This window comes from Leifsonia shinshuensis, from assembly GCF_013410375.1.
GTDB classification, from domain to species: Bacteria; Actinomycetota; Actinomycetes; order Actinomycetales; family Microbacteriaceae; genus Leifsonia; species Leifsonia shinshuensis.
In genome coordinates this window covers 3,097,550-3,116,096 of sequence record NZ_JACCFL010000001.1, presented here as the reverse complement: position 1 = coordinate 3,116,096, position 18,547 = coordinate 3,097,550, and the positions used below count along the sequence as shown (strand labels likewise).

Below are 18,547 nucleotides of genomic sequence, written 5' to 3'. Positions count from 1 at the left end.
CCGGGGCCGCGGGAGCGGGAAGGGGGACGACGATGCGCAGACATTCAGCCAGCACGCACTCGGTCAGAGGATCGGCCGCACTCGCTGGCGTCCTGCGGGCGGCGGCGGTGCTGGCCGCGGCCGCCGCGGTCGCCGTCGGCGGACTCGCGCCGGCGTCGGCCGCGGAGCCAGCCGCGGAGTCGCCGCAGGGGGCGAGGGCCTACTGGACGTCCGAGAAGATCTGGGCGGCGGAGCCGGACCAGGAAGAGCCGGCGACCCAGCCGCCCCCGGTGGCCGCGCTGGGGAGCGCCGACCAGGCGTCGTCCGGCTCCGGCGCCGGAGTCAACGTCACCGTCGGGAGGCTGTTCTTCCGCAAGCCCACCGGTGACGCGTACTGCACCGCCGCGGCGGTCAACAGCGCGACGCGCAACCTCATCATCACCGCGGCCCACTGCGTCCACGCGGGCGGGGCCGGGCAGCGCTACTACGACGACTTCCTGTTCGCGCCGGGCTGGAAGAACGGGCCGTCCGTGCACGGCTACTGGACGGCGACGGCCGTGGGCGCCCCGCCCGAGTGGACGCAGAGCAAGAAGTGGGACCACGACTACGCGTTCGTGCGGCTCGCCGCGGACAACGGCCGGCAGCTCGTGGACCGGGTGGGCGGCAACGCCGTCGTCGGCGGCGCCGGGCACGTCGTGCCGGATGCGCAGATCTGGGCCTACCCGGGCGACGCCCCGTACACCGGTCAGGTCGCCTACCGCTGCGTGGTGACCACCACCCGCCCGTTCAGCTACGCGCCGGACGCCAGAGCGGGGTGCGACTTCAACCACGGCGCGAGCGGAGGCCCGTGGCTGAAGGACGTGCTCCCGTCGGGGCAGGGCTACATCTGGGCCGTGACCTCCCGCTGCGAGAGCGCCCCGGGCGGCGGAGGGGCGTGCGCGGGGACCGCCCTGTTCGCCGCGCCGCTCCCGCCCGACGTGTACGCGCTCCGCGATGCGGTCGGCAGCCGCTGAACACCGGTCCCTGATGACGCGGGCCCGTCTGGATGCAGGCCCCTCTTGATGCAGGAAGGCCCCCTCGCTGCGAGGGGGCCTTCCGGCGTTCCGATGTGCCCCCAGTAGGATTTGAACCTACGGCCTTCTGCTCCGGAGGCAGACGCTCTATCCCCTGAGCTATGGGGGCCAGGAGTGCCCGTCCAGGCTAGCATCCTTTCGCGCCGTGCCCGTCCAGCGCGGCGGTGGAGCGGCCCCGACCGGGCGCGGCTCAGCTCGCGGGCAGGTTGCCCAGGACGCTCTGCATCACCGGCGCGGCGTCGCCCGGCTCGAAGAACGCGGTCGACTCGGCGACGACCCAGTACTTGCCGCGGAAGACCTGCACCTGGCCTGCGGTGCCCGGCTTGAAGTAGCCCTCCACCTGCGGAGGGGTGCCGTAGGTGGGGACCGGCTGGGCCACGGTGATCGCGGTGTTCTTGAGCCCCTCGAGCTTGTCCGAGGGCGGCATGGCGATCGCGATCTGGACGACGTCCCCGCTGGTCTGGTTCTTCCAGGCGCAGGTGACGCCCTGCCAGTCGGCGACCTGCTTCTCGAGCGTGCCTGCGGTCGGCGCGTAGCCGGGGTCCTTCGAGAAGTTGGGGTTGTACGCGTACACCTGGTCGGCGGTGAGGACCTGGTCGCAGGTGAGCGTGACCGGCGTGGGCGGCACCGTCGCGGTCGGCGTCGGCGTCGGCGTGGCCGCCGGGCCGCCCTGCGAGCCGCCCGCCTGCGCGGACGAGGAGGAGGTCGTGCCCGGCTTCGCGGCCGAGGTGCACCCGACCAGCGTGACGGCGGCGGCGGCGATCGCGAGGGCGGCGAGGGTCCGTGCTGTGTGCTGCTGCATGCGGGGTGTGCGTCTTCCGTGTCGGCCGGTGCGTATCGCATCGCACCCTATCAACACCCGGATCGGGTTAGCTCGGAGTGGGAACTAGACTTGTTCCTCATGACTCCCGCTGACCTCTCCGCCGCCCTGCTCGCCATCGTGACGACCGTGGTCAGCCGCCGACGCGAGGCCGACGAGAGCATCCCGGAGCTCACGATCACGGCGGAGGACATCCCGCTGGAGCGCCCCAAGAACCGGGAGCACGGTGACTGGGCGTCGAACGTCGCGATGCGGCTCGCCAAGCGCCTCGGCGCCAACCCGCGCGAGCTCGCCGGCGAGATCGCCGAGGGCGCCGCCGCGATCGACGGCGTCGCCTCCGCCGAGGTCGCAGGCCCCGGCTTCATCAACTTCCGCCTGGAGGCCGCCGCCGCGGGCAAGCTGGCGCAGACCATCGTGGAGGCCGGCGACGCCTACGGCCGCGGCGACCTGTACGACGGCCTCCTGGTGAACCTCGAGTTCGTGTCGGCCAACCCGACCGGCCCGATCCACCTCGGCGGCGCGCGCTGGGCGGCCGTGGGCGACAGCCTCGCCCGCATCCTTCAGGCCGAGGGCGCCGACGTGACGCGCGAGTACTACTTCAACGACCACGGCTCGCAGATCGACCGTTTCGCGCGCAGCCTCCTCGCGGCCTACCTCGGCGAGCCGACCCCGGAGGACGGCTACGGCGGCGCCTACATCGGCGAGATCGCGGCCCAGGTCGCGGACCGCGCCGCGGCCGACCCGGAGATCGGCGACCTGGCCGGCCTGCCCCGTGAGCAGCAGCAGGAGGTCTTCCGCCGCATCGGCACCCAGCTGATGTTCCAGGAGATCAAGGACCGCCTGCACTCCTTCGGCGTCGACTTCGACGTCTACTTCCACGAGGACTCGCTGCACGAGTCCGGCGCCGTGGAGCGCGCGATCGCGCGCCTCGACGAGCTCGGCCACATCTTCGAGGCCGACGGCGCGATCTGGCTGCGCACCACCACGTTCGGCGACGACCGCGACCGCGTCGTCGTGCGGTCCAACGGCGAGCCGGCCTACATCTCCGGCGACCTCGGCTACTACCTGGACAAGCGCGAGCGCGGCTTCGAGCAGAACATCATCATGCTGGGCGCCGACCACCACGGCTACATCGGCCGCATGATGGCGATGACGGAGGCCTTCGGCGACATCCCGAACGTCAACCTGCAGATCCTGATCGGGCAGATGGTCAACCTGGTCAAGGACGGCGAGCCGGTCCGGATGTCCAAGCGCGCCGGCACCATCGTGACCCTCGACGACCTGGTGGACGCGGTCGGCGTCGACGCCGCCCGCTACTCGCTGGTGCGCTCGTCCACCGACTCGCAGCTGGACATCGACCTCGACCTGCTCGCCAAGCGCAGCAACGAGAACCCGGTCTACTACGTCCAGTACGCGCACGCCCGCACCTGCTCGGTCGCCGCCAACGCCGCCAAGGCCGGCGTCGACCGCAGCGTGTTCAAGCCGGAGCTGCTGACGCACGAGACCGAGAGCGCGCTCCTCGGCGGGCTCCAGGAGTTCCCGCGCGTGATCGCGCAGGCCGCCGAGCTCCGCGAGCCGCACCGCGTCGCCCGCTACATCGAGGAGCTCGCCGGGCTGTACCACGCCTGGTACGCCGTGCGCGACGGCTCCACCCGCGTGCTGCCGCACGGCGACGAGCCCGTGACCGACGCGCACCGCACCCGCCTCTGGCTCAACGACGCGACCGGCCAGGTCGTCCGCAACGGCCTCGGGCTGGTGGGGGTGTCCGCTCCGGAGCGGATGTGACGTCATGAGCGACCAGCGCGATCAGCCCACCGAGGTCCTCACCGGCGCGCAGCCGCCCGCCGGCGCCGCGGCCGCGCCGCCGCGCGCCCGCCGGCCGCGCCGGCTGAGGACCGTCCTGCGGATCGTCATCCCGATCGTCGTCGTCGTCCTGCTCCTCGTGGTCGCCGACTCCGTCACCCGTGCCGTCGCCGAGCAGCGGGTGGCCGCGGAGATCGAGAAGAACCTCCCGGACACGGTGAAGGGCGACGTCACCGTGCACATCGGCGGCTTCTCCGTGATCGCGCAGTTCCTCCAGGGCAGCTTCGAGAGCGTCGACCTGAACGCCCCGCACGCCACCGTCAACGGCGCCCCGCTGAGCGCGGCCATCCACGCGACGGGCGTCCCCGCCGACTTCAGCAAGCCCATCCAGTCCGCGACGGGCACGCTGAGCATCTCGCAGGACTCGCTCAACAAGCTCGTCACCATCCCCGGCGCGAAGGGCGACATCACCCTCGGCGACGGGGTGCTCGGCTACGACGGGAGCATCGACCTGCTCGGCCTCCCGGTCGACTACACGGTGAGCGCGACCGCGAAGGCGAACGGGAGCACCGTCCTGCTCACGCCGGGCAAGGCCAGCGTCTCGGCCGGGTCGGGCAACGTGAACGTCACCAAGCTGCTCCAGGCGCTGACCGCGAGCGGGCCGTTCCCGCTGTGCGCGGCGCAGTACCTCCCCGCCGGCGTGCAGGTCAGCGACATCCACGTCACGCCGAATCGCGCCACCGTCACGCTGACCGCGTCGAACTTCGTCATGGACGAGAAGTTCCTGCACAGCAAGGGGAGCTGCTCGTAACACGGCGAAGCGGTGCGCGGCGCGTCGATAGACTGCTTCCAGCTTCTCCACCGGCTTCAGGGGCCAATCCGGGTCCGCTCGCCAGAGAGAACCCCACTCGTCGACTTGTGATTTCCGTACTCGTGAGGTTGTCCCCATGGCATCGAATCCGCTCGCACCCCCGTGGCTCAGGGAGCCCGACGACGCGAACGCGCTCGTCCCCGGCCTCTGGTCGCGCACCGTCCACCGTGACGAGGGCGCCATCGTCGTCGGCGGCGTCCCCGTCGCCGAGCTGGCCGAGCGCTTCGGCACGCCGCTCTACGTCGTGGACGAGGCGGAGGCGCGCGAGCGCGCCGTCGAGGTGCGCTCGGCGTTCCAGCGCGCGTTCGCCGAGGTCGGCTCCGCCGCCCGCGTGTACTACGCGGGCAAGGCGTTCCTCTCCATCGAGATCGCCCGCTGGATGACCGAGGCCGGGCTCAACATCGACGTCTGCTCGGGCGGCGAGCTCGCCGTCGCGCTGGCCGCGGGCGTCCCGGCCGAGCGGCTGGGCTTCCACGGCAACAACAAGTCCGCCGCCGAGATCGACCGCGCGGTGGCGGCGGGCGTCGGCGCGCTCATCATCGACAGCCTCCAGGAGATCGACCGGATCGCGGAGGCCGCTGCGCGGCACGGCGTCGTCCAGCGGGTCCGCCTGCGCGTGAACAGCGGCGTGCACGCGCACACGCACGCCTTCCTGGCGACCGCCCACGAGGACCAGAAGTTCGGCATCGCGCTCGCCGACGCCGCCGACGCCGTCGCGCGGATCCGCGCGCACGCCGGGCTGGCCTTCCTCGGCCTGCACTGCCACATCGGCTCGCAGATCTTCGGAGCGGACGGTTTCGCGGAGTCCGCCGCCCGGCTGCTCGCCGTCCACAAGGAGCTGCTGGCGGGCGGCGACGTCCCCGAGCTCAACCTCGGCGGCGGCTTCGGGATCGCGTACACCGCGGCCGACGACCCCGCCCCGATCGAGACCCTCGCCCGCAGCATCGCGGAGACCGTCGCGGCGGGCTGCGAGGACCTGGACATCCCGTTCCCGGCCGTCGCCTTCGAGCCGGGCCGCTCGATCATCGGCACAGCCGGCCTCACTCTGTACACCGTCGGCACCACCAAGGACGTCACGGTGTCCGCGCAGGACGACGGCGAGACCGCGGTGCGCCGCTATGTGAGCGTCGACGGCGGGATGAGCGACAACGCCCGGCCCGCGCTCTACGGCGCCGACTACTCGGCCAGGATCGCCGGCCGCGCGTCCGCCGCCGCGCCCGCGCTCGTGCGCGTGGCGGGCAAGCACTGCGAGAGCGGCGACATCGTCGTGGACGCCGAGTACCTCCCGGGCGACGTCGCCCCGGGCGACCTCCTCGCGGTGCCGGCGACGGGCGCCTACTGCTGGTCGCTGGCCAGCAACTACAACTACCTCGGCCGTCCTCCGGTCGTCGCCGTGCGAGACGGCGAGGCCCGCGTCATCGTGCGCGGCGAGACCGAGGCGGACCTGCTGGCACGCGACGCCGCGTACGAGAACGGGAGCACCCCGCGATGATCGAATACCGCAACCTCCGTGTCGCGCTGCTGGGCGCCGGCTCCGTCGGCTCCCAGGTGGCCCGGCTGCTGCTGGAGCAGGGCGACGAGTTCGCCTCGCGCGTCGGCGCCCGGCTCGAGCTCGTCGGCATCGCCGTGCGCGACGTCGACGCCCCCCGCGACGTGGACCTGCCGCGCGAGCTGTTCACCACCGACGCCACCTCGCTCATCCTCGGCGCCGACATCGTCGTGGAGCTGATGGGCGGCATCGAGCCGGCCCGCGGCTATGTGCTGGAGGCGCTGAACTCCGGCGCCGACGTCATCACCGCCAACAAGGCGCTGCTCGCCACGCACGGCCCCGAGCTGTTCGAGGCCGCGGAGCAGGTCGGCGCACAGCTCTACTACGAGGCCGCGGTGGCGGGCGCGATCCCGATCATCCGGCCGCTGCGCGACAGCCTCGCCGGGGACACGGTCTCCCGGATTCTCGGCATCGTCAACGGCACCACCAACTTCATCCTCGACCGCATGGACGCGACGGGGGAGACGCTCGCCGACGCGCTCGCCACCGCCACGCACCGCGGCTACGCGGAGGCCGATCCGACCGCCGACATCGGCGGCTACGACGCCGCGCAGAAGGCGGCGATCCTCGCGAGCCTCGCCTTCCACACCACCGTGCCGCTGGAGCAGGTCTACCGCGAGGGGATCACCGCGATCACCCGCGAGCAGGTCGAGTCGGCGCGCGAGGCCGGCTCGGTCATCAAGCTGCTGGCGATCTGCGAGCGTCTGACCGACCCGGAGACCGGGGAGGAAGGCGTCTCCGCCCGCGTCTACCCGGCGCTGATCAGCCGCGAGCACCCGCTCGCCGCCGTGCGCGGGGCCCACAACGCGGTGTTCGTCCAGGCCGAGGCCGCGGGCGACCTCATGTTCTACGGCGCGGGCGCCGGCGGCGTGGAGACGGCCTCCGCCGTGCTCGGGGACGTCGTCTCCGCCGCCCGCAGGCACGTCGTCGGCGGCCCGGGCGTCGCGGAGTCGACGCACGCCGGCCTCCCGGTGCTCGACATCGGCCGCGTCGTCACCCGGTACCAGATCACCCTCTCGGTGGCGGACCAGCCCGGCGTGCTCGCCAAGGTCGCCCGCATCCTGAGCGACGGCGGCGTGAGCGTGGAGACGGTGCAGCAGTCCGTGCCGAGCTCCACCGGCGCCGTCGTCATCTCCGGTAACCATCCGATTCACGGCGCAGCCGCGCCCACCGCTACCCTGGTGATCGGCACCCACGAAGCCGAGGAGGCCGCGCTCGCGGCCACCGTGGAGGCGCTCGCCGCGAGCGACGTGGTGACCGCCGTCTCTTCCGTTCTCCGAGTCGAAGGATCGTAATGCCCCAGTCGTCGAATGGGCCGAAGTCGTACAGCCGGCAGTGGCGCGGCGTGCTCCGCGAGTACGCGGACCGCCTGAACATCTCCGAGGCGACTCCGATCGTGACGCTCGGCGAGGGCGGCACGCCGCTCCTGCCCGCCCCCGCGCTGTCCGCGCGCACCGGCGCGAACGTCTTCGTCAAGTTCGAGGGCATGAACCCGACCGGGTCGTTCAAGGACCGCGGCATGACGATGGCGATCTCCAAGGCCGTCGAGCACGGCGCGAAGGCCGTCATCTGCGCCTCGACCGGCAACACCTCGGCGTCCGCTGCGGCGTACGCCACGCACGCCGGCATCCAGGCCGTCGTCCTGGTGCCGGAGGGCAAGATCGCGATGGGCAAGCTCAGCCAGGCGATCGCGCACAACGCGCAGCTCCTCCAGGTGCAGGGCAACTTCGACGACTGTCTCGACATCGCCCGCGACCTGGCCACCAACTACCCGGTGCACCTGGTCAACTCGGTCAACCCCGACCGCATCGAGGGCCAGAAGACGGCCGCGTTCGAGGTCGTCGAGGTGCTCGGCGACGCGCCGGACTTCCACATCGTCCCGGTCGGCAACGCCGGCAACTACACCGCCTACCACCGCGGCTACACCGAGGAGCTGCAGCGCGGCGAGGCCACGAAGCTGCCGCGGATGTTCGGCTTCCAGGCCGCGGGCAGCGCGCCCATCGTGCTCGGCCACGCGGTCAAGGACCCCGACACCATCGCCACCGCGATCCGCATCGGCAACCCGGCGTCGTGGGAGCTCGCGCTCAACGCGCGCGACGACAGCGACGGCTACTTCGGCGCGATCGACGACGCCGGCATCCTGGAGGCGCACCGCATCCTCTCGGCCGAGGTGGGCATCTTCGTCGAGCCCGCGAGCGCGATCAGCGTCGCCGGCCTCCTGGAGCGCTCCGCCGCCGGCGTCATCCCCGCCGGCGCCACCGTCGTGCTCACCGTCACCGGCCACGGCCTGAAGGACCCGCAGTGGGCCCTCCGCACGGCCGACGGCTCCGACGTGCAGCCGACGAGCGTCCCGGTGGACACCCGCGCGATCGCGGACGTCCTCGGCCTCGTCGCCACCTCGGGAGCGTCGGCGTGACCTTGCGCACCGCCGACCTGCGCGGGCGCGCGGTCGCGGTGAAGGTCCCGGCGACGAGCGCCAACCTCGGTCCCGGCTTCGACACGCTCGGGCTCTCGCTCGCGCTGTACGACGAGCTGCGGGTCTCCGTCCGCGACGAGCCGGGCGCGACCGTCGAGGTCGTCGGCGTCGGCGCGGGGGAGGTCCCCACCGACGAGAGCAACCTCGTCGTGCGGGCGATCGCCCACACCTTCGAGTCGGTCGGCGTCGCCCTGCCCGGGCTGGACCTCGTCGCGCGCAACAACATCCCGCACGGCCGCGGCCTCGGGTCCTCCGGCGCCGCGATCGTGTCCGGCATCATGGCCGCGAAGGGTCTGCTGGAGGGCGTCGCCGAGTTCGACGCCCAGGCATTGCTCGCGCTCGCGAACGACATGGAGGGCCACCCCGACAACGTCGCGCCCGCCCTCTTCGGCGGACTGACGATCGCCTGGGTCACCCCGGAGGGCCCGCGGTTCAAGAAGCTGATCGTGCACCGCGGGGTCTCCCCGCTGGTGCTCGTGCCGGAGCACGTCATGTCGACGGCGCTCGCGCGCAGCCTCCAGCCGCAGTCGGTCCCGCACGAGGACGCCGTGTTCAACGTCTCCCGCTCGGCCCTGCTGGTCGCCGCGCTCATCCAGAGCCCCGAGCTGCTGCACGCCGCCACCGAGGACAAGCTCCACCAGAGCTACCGCGCCTCGGCGATGCCCGAGACCGACCGGCTGATCACGCTGCTGCGGTCCAACGGCTTCGCGGCGGTCGTCTCCGGCGCCGGGCCCTCGATCCTGGTGCTCTGCAGCGACCCGAGCCAGCGGCTCGCCGCGGCGGAGCTCGTCGCGCGCGAGGCGCAGACGGCCTGGCAGCCGCTCATGCTCGCGGTCGATTTCAAGGGCGCGACGGTCACCGCGGTGGCCGCCGACGACGTGGACACACCGGCGGCCTAGCGTCAGAAGCGCACGTTCCGAGGTGGTAAACTACCGAGTGCACCCGTGAAGAACCCGCGTCACGAGCGAATCCAGCTTCCGGGTGATCTCTTAGCAATCATGCCGTCACTCCTGCCTGCGCTTTTCGGATATCCGGAGCATCCGGGTATCCAGAGCGCACCGTAGCGCGGATCCGAACGCAGCACGGTAAGGCAGGCTCACGTGACGAGTGCTCCACAGCGGCGCGCAGAGTGCGCGCCGGGGGAAAGGAATCCTCTTCAGTGACTGATGTCGAACTCCACGCCGGGGGCGTGGACACCAGCGACCTGACCTCGCTCAAGGTGGCGGAGCTACAGGCTCTCGCCGCCGAGCTCGGCCTCCAGGGCGCGACCCGGCTCCGCAAGGGCGAGCTGGTCGAGGCGATCGCGACGGCTCGCGCCGCGGCCGCCGGGACCGCCGACGCTCCTGCCGAGCAGGAAGCGGCGGCGCCCGTCTCGCTCGAGACGGCCCCCGCCGAGACCGAGCAGCCTGCCGACCACGCGACCGCGGCCTCCCAGGTGCTCATCGAGCCGCTCATCGCCGAGCCCGTGGCCGACGAGCCGATCGCCGGCGACGACCTCCTGGGCACGGGCGACGCACTCCTGGGCCGCGACCCGCTGACGGCGCAGGTCGCCGCCGAGCCGCGCCGCCGCGGCTCCCGCCGCGCCTCGAGCCCGGACGGCACGAGCATCGCCCCCGCGTCCAGCGTGGCCGCGGGCGCCCACGTCAACACCGGCGAGACCGGTGTCGAGTCGCTCATTCCGGACGTCGACGCACTGCTCGACTCCGCGCTCGCCTCCCGCGAGCAGGCGCAGCGCGACGGCCAGGGCGGCCGCCGCCGCCGCGGCCGTGGCCAGAACGGCCAGCAGAACGGCGCGGCGCAGGAGACCGACGAGCAGTCGGCCGAGGCTCCCGCTCAGAGCGAGCAGCCGCAGGGCGACGCCGCCGAGCAGGGCGAGCAGCAGCCGTCCGGCCGCAGCCGCCGCAACCGCAACCGCAACAAGGGCGGCCAGAACGGCGACCAGGGCCAGAACCAGCAGGGCGGCCAGAACCAGGGTGGCCAGCAGGGCCAGCAGAACCAGCCGAAGGACCTCCAGGGCGACGGCGGCCAGCAGGGCGGGCAGCAGAACCGCGGTCCGCAGCAGCAGCAGCAGGCCGAGGGCGACCGCGCCGGCCGCTACCGCGACCGCAACCGCAAGCGCCGCGGCGCCACCGGCGGCGACGACCTCGAGCCCGAGATCGCCGACGACGACGTGCTGATCCCCGTCGCGGGCATCCTGGACGTGCTGGACAACTACGCGTTCGTCCGCACCACGGGCTACCTGCCCGGCGCCAGCGACGTCTACGTCTCGCTCGGCCAGGTCAAGAAGTACAACCTGCGCAAGGGCGACGCCGTGGTCGGTGCCATCCGCCAGCCGCGCGAGGGCGAGAACAACAGCCGCCAGAAGTACAACGCGCTCGTGAAGGTCGACTCGATCAACGGCCAGACCATCGAGGAGGCCGCGACCCGCGTCGAGTTCGGCAAGCTCACCCCGCTGTACCCGCAGGAGCGCCTGCGCCTGGAGACCGAGCCCACCAAGGTCACCCAGCGGATCATCGACCTGGTCGCCCCGATCGGCAAGGGCCAGCGCGGCCTCATCGTCGCGCCGCCCAAGGCCGGCAAGACCATCGTGATGCAGCAGATCGCCAACGCGATCACCACCAACAACCCCGAGGTGCACCTCATGGTCGTGCTGGTGGACGAGCGTCCCGAAGAGGTCACCGACATGCAGCGCACGGTGAAGGGCGAGGTCATCGCCTCCACCTTCGACCGTCCGGCGGAGGACCACACCACCGTCGCGGAGCTCGCGATCGAGCGCGCCAAGCGCCTGGTCGAGCTCGGCCACGACGTGGTCGTGCTGCTCGACTCGATCACCCGCCTCGGCCGCGCGTACAACCTGACGGCCCCGGCCTCCGGCCGCATCCTGTCGGGCGGTGTCGACGCCTCCGCGCTGTACCCGCCGAAGCGCTTCTTCGGCGCCGCGCGCAACATCGAGCACGGCGGCTCGCTGACCATCCTCGCCTCGGCGCTGGTCGAGACCGGCTCCAAGATGGACGAGGTGATCTTCGAGGAGTTCAAGGGCACCGGCAACATGGAGCTCCGCCTGTCGCGCCAGCTGGCCGACAAGCGCATCTTCCCGGCCGTCGACGTCAACGCCTCCGGCACCCGCCGCGAGGAGATGCTGATGGGCCAGGACGAGGTCAAGATCACCTGGAAGCTGCGTCGCGCGCTCGCCGGCCTCGACCAGCAGCAGGCCCTGGAGATCGTGCTCGGCCGCCTGAAGGAGACCTCGAGCAACGTCGAGTTCCTCATGCAGGTGCAGAAGTCGATGCCGCAGCCGGCCAACGGTCACGGCAACGCCCACTCGCACGGCCACGAGAACGACCACCGCTAGCTGACGAAGCGCCCGTCCGCCGTGCCCTGTGCGCGGCGGCGGGCGCTTTCTCGTTCCCCGACGGCGCCACCCAGAAAGAAGTCACGCATGTTCGAGTCGGTCAGCGGCCTCATCGCCGAGCACGACGACCTCCAGCAGCAGCTCTCCGACCCGGAGCTGCACAGCGACCCGGTCCGCTCCAAGAAGGTGAACCGCCGCTACGCCGAGCTGTCGCGCATCGTCGCCTCGTACAACCAGTGGAAGCAGCTGTCGGACGACCTGGAGGCCGCGCGCGAGCTGGCCGCGGAGGACGAGGCGTTCGCCGAGGAGATCCCCGGCCTGGAGCAGAGCCTGGAGGAGTCCGGCGAGAAGCTGCGCCGGCTGCTGATCCCGCGGGACCCCAACGACAGCCGCGACGTCATCATGGAGATCAAGATGGGGGAGGGCGGGGCCGAGTCCGCGCTGTTCGCAGGCGACCTCCTGCGCATGTACCTGCACTACGCGGACTCCAAGCGCTGGAAGGCCGAGATCATCGAGCAGACCTCCAGCGACCTCGGCGGCATCAAGGACGTCCAGGTGGCGTTCAAGGGCAACTCGAGCGACCCGGCCGAGGGCGTCTGGGCGCACCTGAAGTACGAGGGCGGCGTGCACCGCGTGCAGCGCGTGCCGGCGACGGAGTCGCAGGGCCGCATCCACACCTCCGCCGCTGGCGTGCTGGTGTTCCCGGAGGTCGACGAGCCCGAAGAGGTCGAGATCAACCCCAACGACCTCAAGATCGACGTCTTCCGGTCGTCCGGCCCCGGCGGCCAGTCGGTCAACACGACGGACTCGGCCGTGCGCATCACCCACGTGCCGACCGGCATCGTGGTGTCGATGCAGAACGAGAAGAGCCAGCTGCAGAACCGCGAGGCCGCGATGCGCGTGCTCCGGGCTCGCCTGCTCGCGAAGCAGCAGGAGGAGGCGGACGCCGAGGCGGCCGAGTTCCGCAAGGGCCAGATCCGCACGATGGACCGCTCCGAGCGCATCCGCACGTACAACTTCCCGGAGAACCGGATCGCCGACCACCGCACCGGCTACAAGGCCTACAACCTCGACTCGGTCATGAACGGCGCCCTCGACCCCGTCATCGACTCCAACATCCTCGCCGACGAAGAGGCCCGCCTGGCCGACCTGGCCCAAGACTGAAACAGCCGAGTACGCGATTATTCAGCTGAGAACTGCCGAGTACGCAGATAATCTGCGTACTCGGCAGTTGCGGTCAGATGTAGAGGGCGGGGTCCAGCCACTCGTCGCCGGCGATCTGCTCGTGGCCGGAGCGCGGGCGTGCGCGGGCGGGGACGCCGGTGAGCACCGAGTCCGGCGGGGCGTCGTGCACGACGACGGCGTTCGCGCCGATCACGGTCCGCGTGCCGATCTCGATCGCGCCGAGCACCTTGGCGCCCGCGCCGATCGTCACGTGGTCGTGGATGGTCGGGTGCCGCTTGCCGTGGCCGCTGCCGCGTCCGCCGAGGGTCACGCCGTGGTAGAGCATCACGTCGTCGCCGATCCAGGTGGTCTCGCCGATGACGACGCCCATCCCGTGGTCGATGAAGAAGCGCCGGCCGATGCGGGCGCCGGGGTGGATCTCGATGCCGGTCAGGAAGCGCGTGAACTGCGACAGCATCCGCGCCGGCATCCGGAACCCGGCGCGCCATAGCCGGTGCGCGACGCGGTAGGACCAGACCGCGTGCAGCCCGGAGTAGACGAGCGCGATCTCGGCGCCCCCGCGCGCGGCGGGGTCGTGCGTGCGCGCGTTGCGGATGTCCTCGCGCGCCCGGAACAGGGCCACGCGGTCAGTCCAGCAGGTCCGCCCAGAGGGCGGTCGAGATGTAGCGCTCACCGGTGTCGCAGACGACGGCGACGATGGTCTTGCCCGCGTTCTCCGGGCGCGCGGCCACCTGCAGCGCGGCCCAGACGATCGCTCCGGAGGAGATGCCGGCGAGGATGCCCTCTTCGCTCGCGAGCCGCTTCGCCACCTCGATGGAGTCCTCGAACGACACGTCGATGACCTCGTCGTAGACGGAGGTGTCGAGGATCTCGGGGACGAAGTTGGCTCCGATGCCCTGGATCTTGTGCGGGCCGGGCTTGCCGCCGTTGAGGATGGGGGAGTCGGCCGGCTCGACCGCGATGATCTGCACCTCGGGCTTGCGCTCCTTGAGCACCTGGCCGACGCCGGTGATCGTGCCGCCGGTGCCGACGCCGGAGATGAAGATGTCGACGCCGCCGTCGGTGTCCGCCCAGATCTCCTCGGCGGTGGTGGCGCGGTGGATGGCGGGGTTGGCCTCGTTGGCGAACTGCTGCGCCCAGATGGCGTTGTCGTTCTCGGCGACGATCTTCTTGGCGGCCTCGACCGCGCCGCGCATGCCCTCGGGGCCGGGGGTGAGGACGATCTCGGCGCCGAACGCGCGCAGGAGCACGCGCCGCTCCTTGCTCATGGTCTCCGGCATGGTCAGGATGACCTTGTAGCCGCGGGCGGCGCCGACCATCGCCAGGGCGATGCCGGTGTTGCCGCTGGTGCCCTCCACGATGATCCCGCCCGGGCGGAGGGCGCCGGCCTTCTCGGCGGCGTCGATGATCGAGACGCCGATCCGGTCCTTGACGCTGGCGGCGGGGTTGAAGAACTCCAGCTTCGCCAGCACGGTCGCGCCGGTGTCGGCGGCGAGCCGGTTCAGCTTGACGAGCGGAGTGCGTCCGACGGTTTCGGTGATGTTCTCGTAGATCTTCGCGGGCATGGTGCTCACTCTATTCCGCCCGGAGCCTCGGTGAAGGCCTGTGACGGTAAGCTCGTCGGGCCATGTCCGACACCGCAGCCCCCGCCACCGTCCGCTCCGTCCGCGAGGAGACGGTCGCCGCGCTCGCCCAGGCGGGGGTCCCCGACCCCGAGGTGGACGCCGACCTGCTCGTCGGGTTCGTCCTCGGCGTCGGCCGCGGCCGCGTCCAGGCGCTCGTGGTGATGGATTCGACGATCGACGGCGAGGACGCGGAGCGCGTCCGCGAGCTCACCGCTCGCCGCGCGACGCGCGAGCCGCTGCAGCACATCACCGGCACGGCGCCGTTCCGCGCGCTGGAGCTCGCCGTCGGCCCCGGCGTCTTCGTGCCGCGCCCGGAGACCGAGCAGGTGGTCCAGTTCGCGATCGACGCGCTCCGGGCGGTGCCGTCGGCCGAGCCGGTCGGCGTCGACCTCGGCACGGGCAGCGGGGCGATCGCGCTCGCCATGGCGACGGAGGTCCCGCACGCGCGCGTCTACGCGGTGGAGAAGTCGCCGGAGGCGTTCGCGTGGACCCGCCGCAACGTCGAGGCGGTGGGAGCCGCGAACCTCCAGGCCGTGCTCGGCGACCTCGCCGACGCCCTCCCCGAGCTCGACGGCACCGTGGACGTCGTCATCTCCAACCCGCCGTACGTGCCGGACGACGCGATTCCGCGCGACCCGGAGGTGCGGCTGTTCGACCCGGCGGCGGCGCTCTACGGCGGCGCCGACGGCCTGGACGTCGTGCGCGTCATCTCCGGCGTCGCCCGCCGGCTGCTGCGGCCGGGCGGCACGCTGGTGCTGGAGCACGGCGAGCTCCAGGGCGCGCAGATCCGCGACCTCCTGACCGCCGACGGCTGGCGCGCGGCCGCCACCCACCGCGACCTCACCACCCGGGACCGGGCGACCACCGCGCTGAAATAACCGCGCCGCGACTCGTGCCGAATGTGGGGTATGGCGGCGCCATTCGCGACATTCGTGCTGAATGTGCGCTCGTTGGGCGGCGCGATTCGTGCTGAATGTGCGCTTGTTGGGCGTGACGAGTGTCAGCGGCGCGCCCCGCGGTCCGCGTCGCGCGCGGCGCGCTCGCGGGCGCGGGCGATCGCCTCGCGCTCCCGCTTGCGGGCCTCGCGCAGCGCCTTCTCCGCCTCGCGGCGCGCCTTCGCGGCCTCCCGGACCGCCTTGTCGTGCGGCACGGGCTCCGGCCGCGGCTCGTACGCGACGATGGGCTCGCCCGCGGCGCGGGCGGTCACGTAGCGCTCGATCCCGTCCAGGATGCGCTCCAGCCCGAACGCGAAGTCGTCCTGCTCGTCCTCCCCGTCCGAGTAGCCGCCGGAGGCCACCAGCGGTGCCAGGTCGGGGAAGCGCTCCGGCGTGACGAGCTCGGCGAGCGCGGCGGCGAACGCCTCCCCGCTCTGCGGCGGCGTGGCGCCCTTCTCGCGGGACTGCCGCACATCGCGCTCCACCACGCCGACCGCGCGCGCGTACGACGACAGCAGCAGCGCGGTGGACATCTTCTCCGCGTCGGTCAGCGGCAGCCCCCGCATCTCGCGCAGGCCCCAGTCCAGCACGGCGAGGTTGTTCGGCATGAGCGGGATGCCGGAGATCGGGATGTCCGGGAACCACGGGTGCGCCTGGATCACCTCGATGGTCGCCATCGACCAGCGGCGCAGGCCTCCGCGCCAGTCGGACCCGGCGGCCTCCTCCGGTGGGATCGGGACGTCGCAGACCGCGTCCTGCATGAGCGCGAGGACGTCGTCCTTGCCGGTCACGTAGCGGTAGAGGGACATCGTGGTGAAGCCGAGCTCGGTCGCGATCCGGCTCATCGAGACCGCGGAGAGGCCTTCCGCGTCGGCGACGCCGATCGCCGCGTCCACGATGCGCTCGATGCTGAGCTCGCGTTTCGGTCCGCGCTGCGGGCGCTCGGCGATGCCCCAGCTCAGCGCGACGGCGCGCGGCAGCGCCTGTTCGACTTCGTCGGCCATTCCGCACGCCTCTCCGGTTCGGTGTTGACACCCATCCTAGAACTGTGTATCACTTAAACGAAATGGTGTGCGCCATAAACAGTTTGCTCGATACACAGAATCAGGAAGGAAACGGATCATGACAGCACCAGCGATCGAGGTGGCCGGACTGCGCAAGTCCTTCGGCTCGCAGACCGTCCTCGACGGGGTCGACCTGCGGGTCGAACGGGGGAGCGTCTTCGCCCTCCTCGGCCCGAACGGGGCCGGCAAGACGACCGTCATCAACATCCTCAGCACCCTCGTGCTGCCGGACGGCGGGACCGCGGTGGTCTGCGGCCACGACGTGTCAAGCGACCCGGAGGGGGTCAAGCGGTCGATCAGCCTCACCGGCCAGTCCGCCGCGGTGGACGACGTGCTCACCGCCGACGAGAACCTGCGCATGATGGCGCGGCTCTCCGGCTTCGGCCGCGCGGAGGCCGCCGCACGCGCCCGGGAGCTGATCGACGGCTTCGACCTCCGCGACGCCGCCCGCAAGCGCGTCAAGACCTACTCCGGCGGCATGCGCCGCCGGCTCGACCTCGCGCTGAGCCTCGTCGCCACACCGCCGGTGATCTTCCTCGACGAGCCGACCACCGGGCTCGACACGCGCAGCAGGCAGGCGCTCTGGGCGATCATCCGGAGCCTCGCCGAGCGCGGCGTGACGATCCTGCTCACCACGCAGTACCTGGAGGAGGCCGACCGGCTCGCCGACCGGATCGCGGTCCTCGACCACGGCAGGATCGTCGCCGAGGGCACCGCCCCCGAGCTGAAGGCGCGCGTCGGCGGCGAGGTCGTGGAGCTCCGCGACGCGAACGACGAGGTCGTGCGCGAGCTGCCCACCGACGGGACCGTCGACGGGCTCCGCGCCGCCATCGACCTGCTCGACGGCCTCGGCGTGGCCGGCGCGTCGATCGCCCTGCGCAAGCCGAGCCTCGACGACGCGTTCCTCGCGCTCACCGGCGGCGCCCCCGGTCCTGCGCCCGCCGATCCCCGCTCCACGCTCCAGAAGGAGGCCATCCGATGACCGCGCTCACCGTCCCCGCCGTCCCGACCCCGGGCGCACCCGCCCGCCGCGTGAGCGGCGCCACCGCCACGGCGGTCTTCATCGGCCGCAGCGTCCGTCACTCGCTCCGCAACGTCGAGGCCCTGACCATGGCGATCGTCCTCCCCGTCATGCTCATGCTGCTGTTCACCTTCGTCTTCGGCGGCGCCTTGGACAAGGAGGGCGGCTACGTCGACTACGTCGTACCCGGCATCATCCTGCTCTGCGCCGGCTTCGGCGCGTCCAGCACCGCGGTGGATGTGGCCGAGGACCTGAGCAACGGGATCGTCGACCGCTTCCGCACGATGCCGCTGCGGGCCGGCGTTGTGGTGACCGGGCACGTGGTGGCGAGCCTGCTGCGCAACCTGGTCGCCACCGGCGTCGTGATCGGCGTCGCCCTCGCGGTCGGCTTCCGGCCGACGGCGAACCCGCTGGAATGGCTGGGCGCGCTCGGAATGGTGGCCCTCTTCATCCTCGCCATCACCTGGCTCTACGCGGCGATCGGCCTGGCCGCGGCGAACCCGACGGCGGCGAGCGGCTACGGCTTCGCGCTGCTGTTCCTGCCCTACCTGTCGAGCGCGTTCGTCCCCACGGACACCATGCCGACGTGGCTGCAGTGGATCGCGCAGAACCAGCCGATCACGCCGATCATCGAGACGATCCGGGCGCTCCTGTTCGGGCGCGACCCCGGCAGCGAGCTCTGGTGGGCGCTGGGCTGGTGCGCGGTGATCATCGTGGGCGCGTACCTGTGGGCGGCGTGGCTGTTCCGGCGGAAGGCCGGGCGGCGCTGAGCTGCTGTGCGAGGCCGGGGCCGA

At 72.0% G+C, this 18,547-nt stretch carries 16 protein-coding genes and 1 tRNA gene; 12 read left to right on the top strand and 5 right to left on the bottom strand.

Annotation, left to right across the window (positions count from 1 at the left end; genetic code table 11):
- Window positions 1–32 precede the first annotated feature (32 nt).
- Complete coding sequence (locus tag HNR13_RS15145) at window positions 33–992, top strand: trypsin-like serine peptidase (RefSeq protein ID WP_179607053.1); 960 nt, start codon at window positions 33–35, stop codon at window positions 990–992.
- A gap of 96 nt (window positions 993–1,088) precedes the next feature.
- On the opposite strand, the gene HNR13_RS15140 is transcribed toward HNR13_RS15145, so the two are convergent.
- Together HNR13_RS15140 and HNR13_RS15135 are read right to left on the bottom strand one after the other, a co-directional pair.
- Window positions 1,089–1,161: transfer RNA gene (locus tag HNR13_RS15140), tRNA-Arg, on the bottom strand.
- 81 nt (window positions 1,162–1,242) lie between these two features.
- Window positions 1,243–1,854 (bottom strand): iron ABC transporter ATP-binding protein, encoded by a 612-nt coding sequence (locus tag HNR13_RS15135; RefSeq protein WP_179607051.1) that lies wholly within the window; start codon window positions 1,852–1,854, stop codon window positions 1,243–1,245.
- A 99-nt stretch (window positions 1,855–1,953) separates the two neighbouring features.
- On the opposite strand from HNR13_RS15135, the gene argS reads away from it, so the two are divergent.
- From argS to prfA, 8 genes are all read left to right on the top strand, one after another.
- Entirely contained in the window at window positions 1,954–3,657 is a 1,704-nt protein-coding gene (gene argS, locus HNR13_RS15130) for an arginine--tRNA ligase (RefSeq protein ID WP_179607049.1), read from the top strand.
- 4 nt (window positions 3,658–3,661) lie between these two features.
- Window positions 3,662–4,486 carry an LmeA family phospholipid-binding protein gene (locus HNR13_RS15125; RefSeq protein WP_179607047.1) on the top strand — a complete coding sequence of 275 codons (825 nt, stop codon included), beginning with the start codon at window positions 3,662–3,664 and terminating at the stop codon, window positions 4,484–4,486.
- 136 nt (window positions 4,487–4,622) lie between these two features.
- Entirely contained in the window at window positions 4,623–6,038 is a 1,416-nt protein-coding gene (gene lysA, locus HNR13_RS15120) for a diaminopimelate decarboxylase (RefSeq protein WP_179607045.1), read from the top strand.
- Window positions 6,035–7,390 carry a homoserine dehydrogenase gene (locus HNR13_RS15115; protein WP_179607043.1) on the top strand — a complete coding sequence of 452 codons (1,356 nt, stop codon included), beginning with the start codon at window positions 6,035–6,037 and terminating at the stop codon, window positions 7,388–7,390. The genes lysA and HNR13_RS15115 overlap by 4 nt, the downstream gene beginning before the upstream one ends.
- Window positions 7,390–8,511: a threonine synthase gene (gene thrC, locus HNR13_RS15110; protein WP_179607041.1), complete on the top strand. Its 1,122-nt coding sequence runs from the start codon at window positions 7,390–7,392 to the stop codon at window positions 8,509–8,511. The genes HNR13_RS15115 and thrC overlap by 1 nt, the downstream gene beginning before the upstream one ends.
- Window positions 8,512–8,513: 2 nt before the next feature.
- Window positions 8,514–9,470, top strand: coding sequence for a homoserine kinase (thrB, locus tag HNR13_RS15105; protein ID WP_179609535.1), 957 nt, complete (start codon window positions 8,514–8,516; stop codon window positions 9,468–9,470).
- A gap of 260 nt (window positions 9,471–9,730) precedes the next feature.
- Complete coding sequence (gene rho, locus HNR13_RS15100; RefSeq protein WP_179607040.1) at window positions 9,731–11,923, top strand: transcription termination factor Rho; 2,193 nt, start codon at window positions 9,731–9,733, stop codon at window positions 11,921–11,923.
- 87 nt (window positions 11,924–12,010) lie between these two features.
- The gene (gene prfA / locus HNR13_RS15095) at window positions 12,011–13,087 is read left to right on the top strand and encodes a peptide chain release factor 1 (RefSeq protein WP_179607038.1); all 1,077 of its coding nucleotides are present in this window, start codon (window positions 12,011–12,013) and stop codon (window positions 13,085–13,087) included.
- Between the two features lie 73 nt (window positions 13,088–13,160).
- On the opposite strand, the gene epsC is transcribed toward prfA, so the two are convergent.
- Both epsC and cysK read right to left on the bottom strand, forming a co-directional pair.
- A complete protein-coding gene (gene epsC / locus HNR13_RS15090) occupies window positions 13,161–13,730 on the bottom strand; it encodes a serine O-acetyltransferase EpsC (protein ID WP_179607036.1) in 570 nt (189 codons plus the stop codon).
- Window positions 13,731–13,734: 4 nt separating this feature from the next.
- The gene (gene cysK / locus HNR13_RS15085) at window positions 13,735–14,673 is read right to left on the bottom strand and encodes a cysteine synthase A (RefSeq protein WP_179607034.1); all 939 of its coding nucleotides are present in this window, start codon (window positions 14,671–14,673) and stop codon (window positions 13,735–13,737) included.
- Between the two features lie 62 nt (window positions 14,674–14,735).
- On the opposite strand from cysK, the gene prmC reads away from it, so the two are divergent.
- Complete coding sequence (prmC, locus tag HNR13_RS15080; RefSeq protein WP_179607032.1) at window positions 14,736–15,611, top strand: peptide chain release factor N(5)-glutamine methyltransferase; 876 nt, start codon at window positions 14,736–14,738, stop codon at window positions 15,609–15,611.
- 122 nt (window positions 15,612–15,733) lie between these two features.
- On the opposite strand, the gene HNR13_RS15075 is transcribed toward prmC, so the two are convergent.
- Complete coding sequence (locus HNR13_RS15075) at window positions 15,734–16,672, bottom strand: TetR/AcrR family transcriptional regulator (RefSeq protein ID WP_179607030.1); 939 nt, start codon at window positions 16,670–16,672, stop codon at window positions 15,734–15,736.
- 118 nt (window positions 16,673–16,790) lie between these two features.
- Between HNR13_RS15075 and HNR13_RS15070 the strand changes: the two genes are divergently transcribed.
- Both HNR13_RS15070 and HNR13_RS15065 read left to right on the top strand, forming a co-directional pair.
- Window positions 16,791–17,714 carry an ATP-binding cassette domain-containing protein gene (locus HNR13_RS15070; RefSeq protein ID WP_179607027.1) on the top strand — a complete coding sequence of 308 codons (924 nt, stop codon included), beginning with the start codon at window positions 16,791–16,793 and terminating at the stop codon, window positions 17,712–17,714.
- Window positions 17,711–18,523, top strand: coding sequence for an ABC transporter permease (locus HNR13_RS15065; RefSeq protein ID WP_179607025.1), 813 nt, complete (start codon window positions 17,711–17,713; stop codon window positions 18,521–18,523). The genes HNR13_RS15070 and HNR13_RS15065 overlap by 4 nt, the downstream gene beginning before the upstream one ends.
- Window positions 18,524–18,547 lie beyond the last annotated feature (24 nt).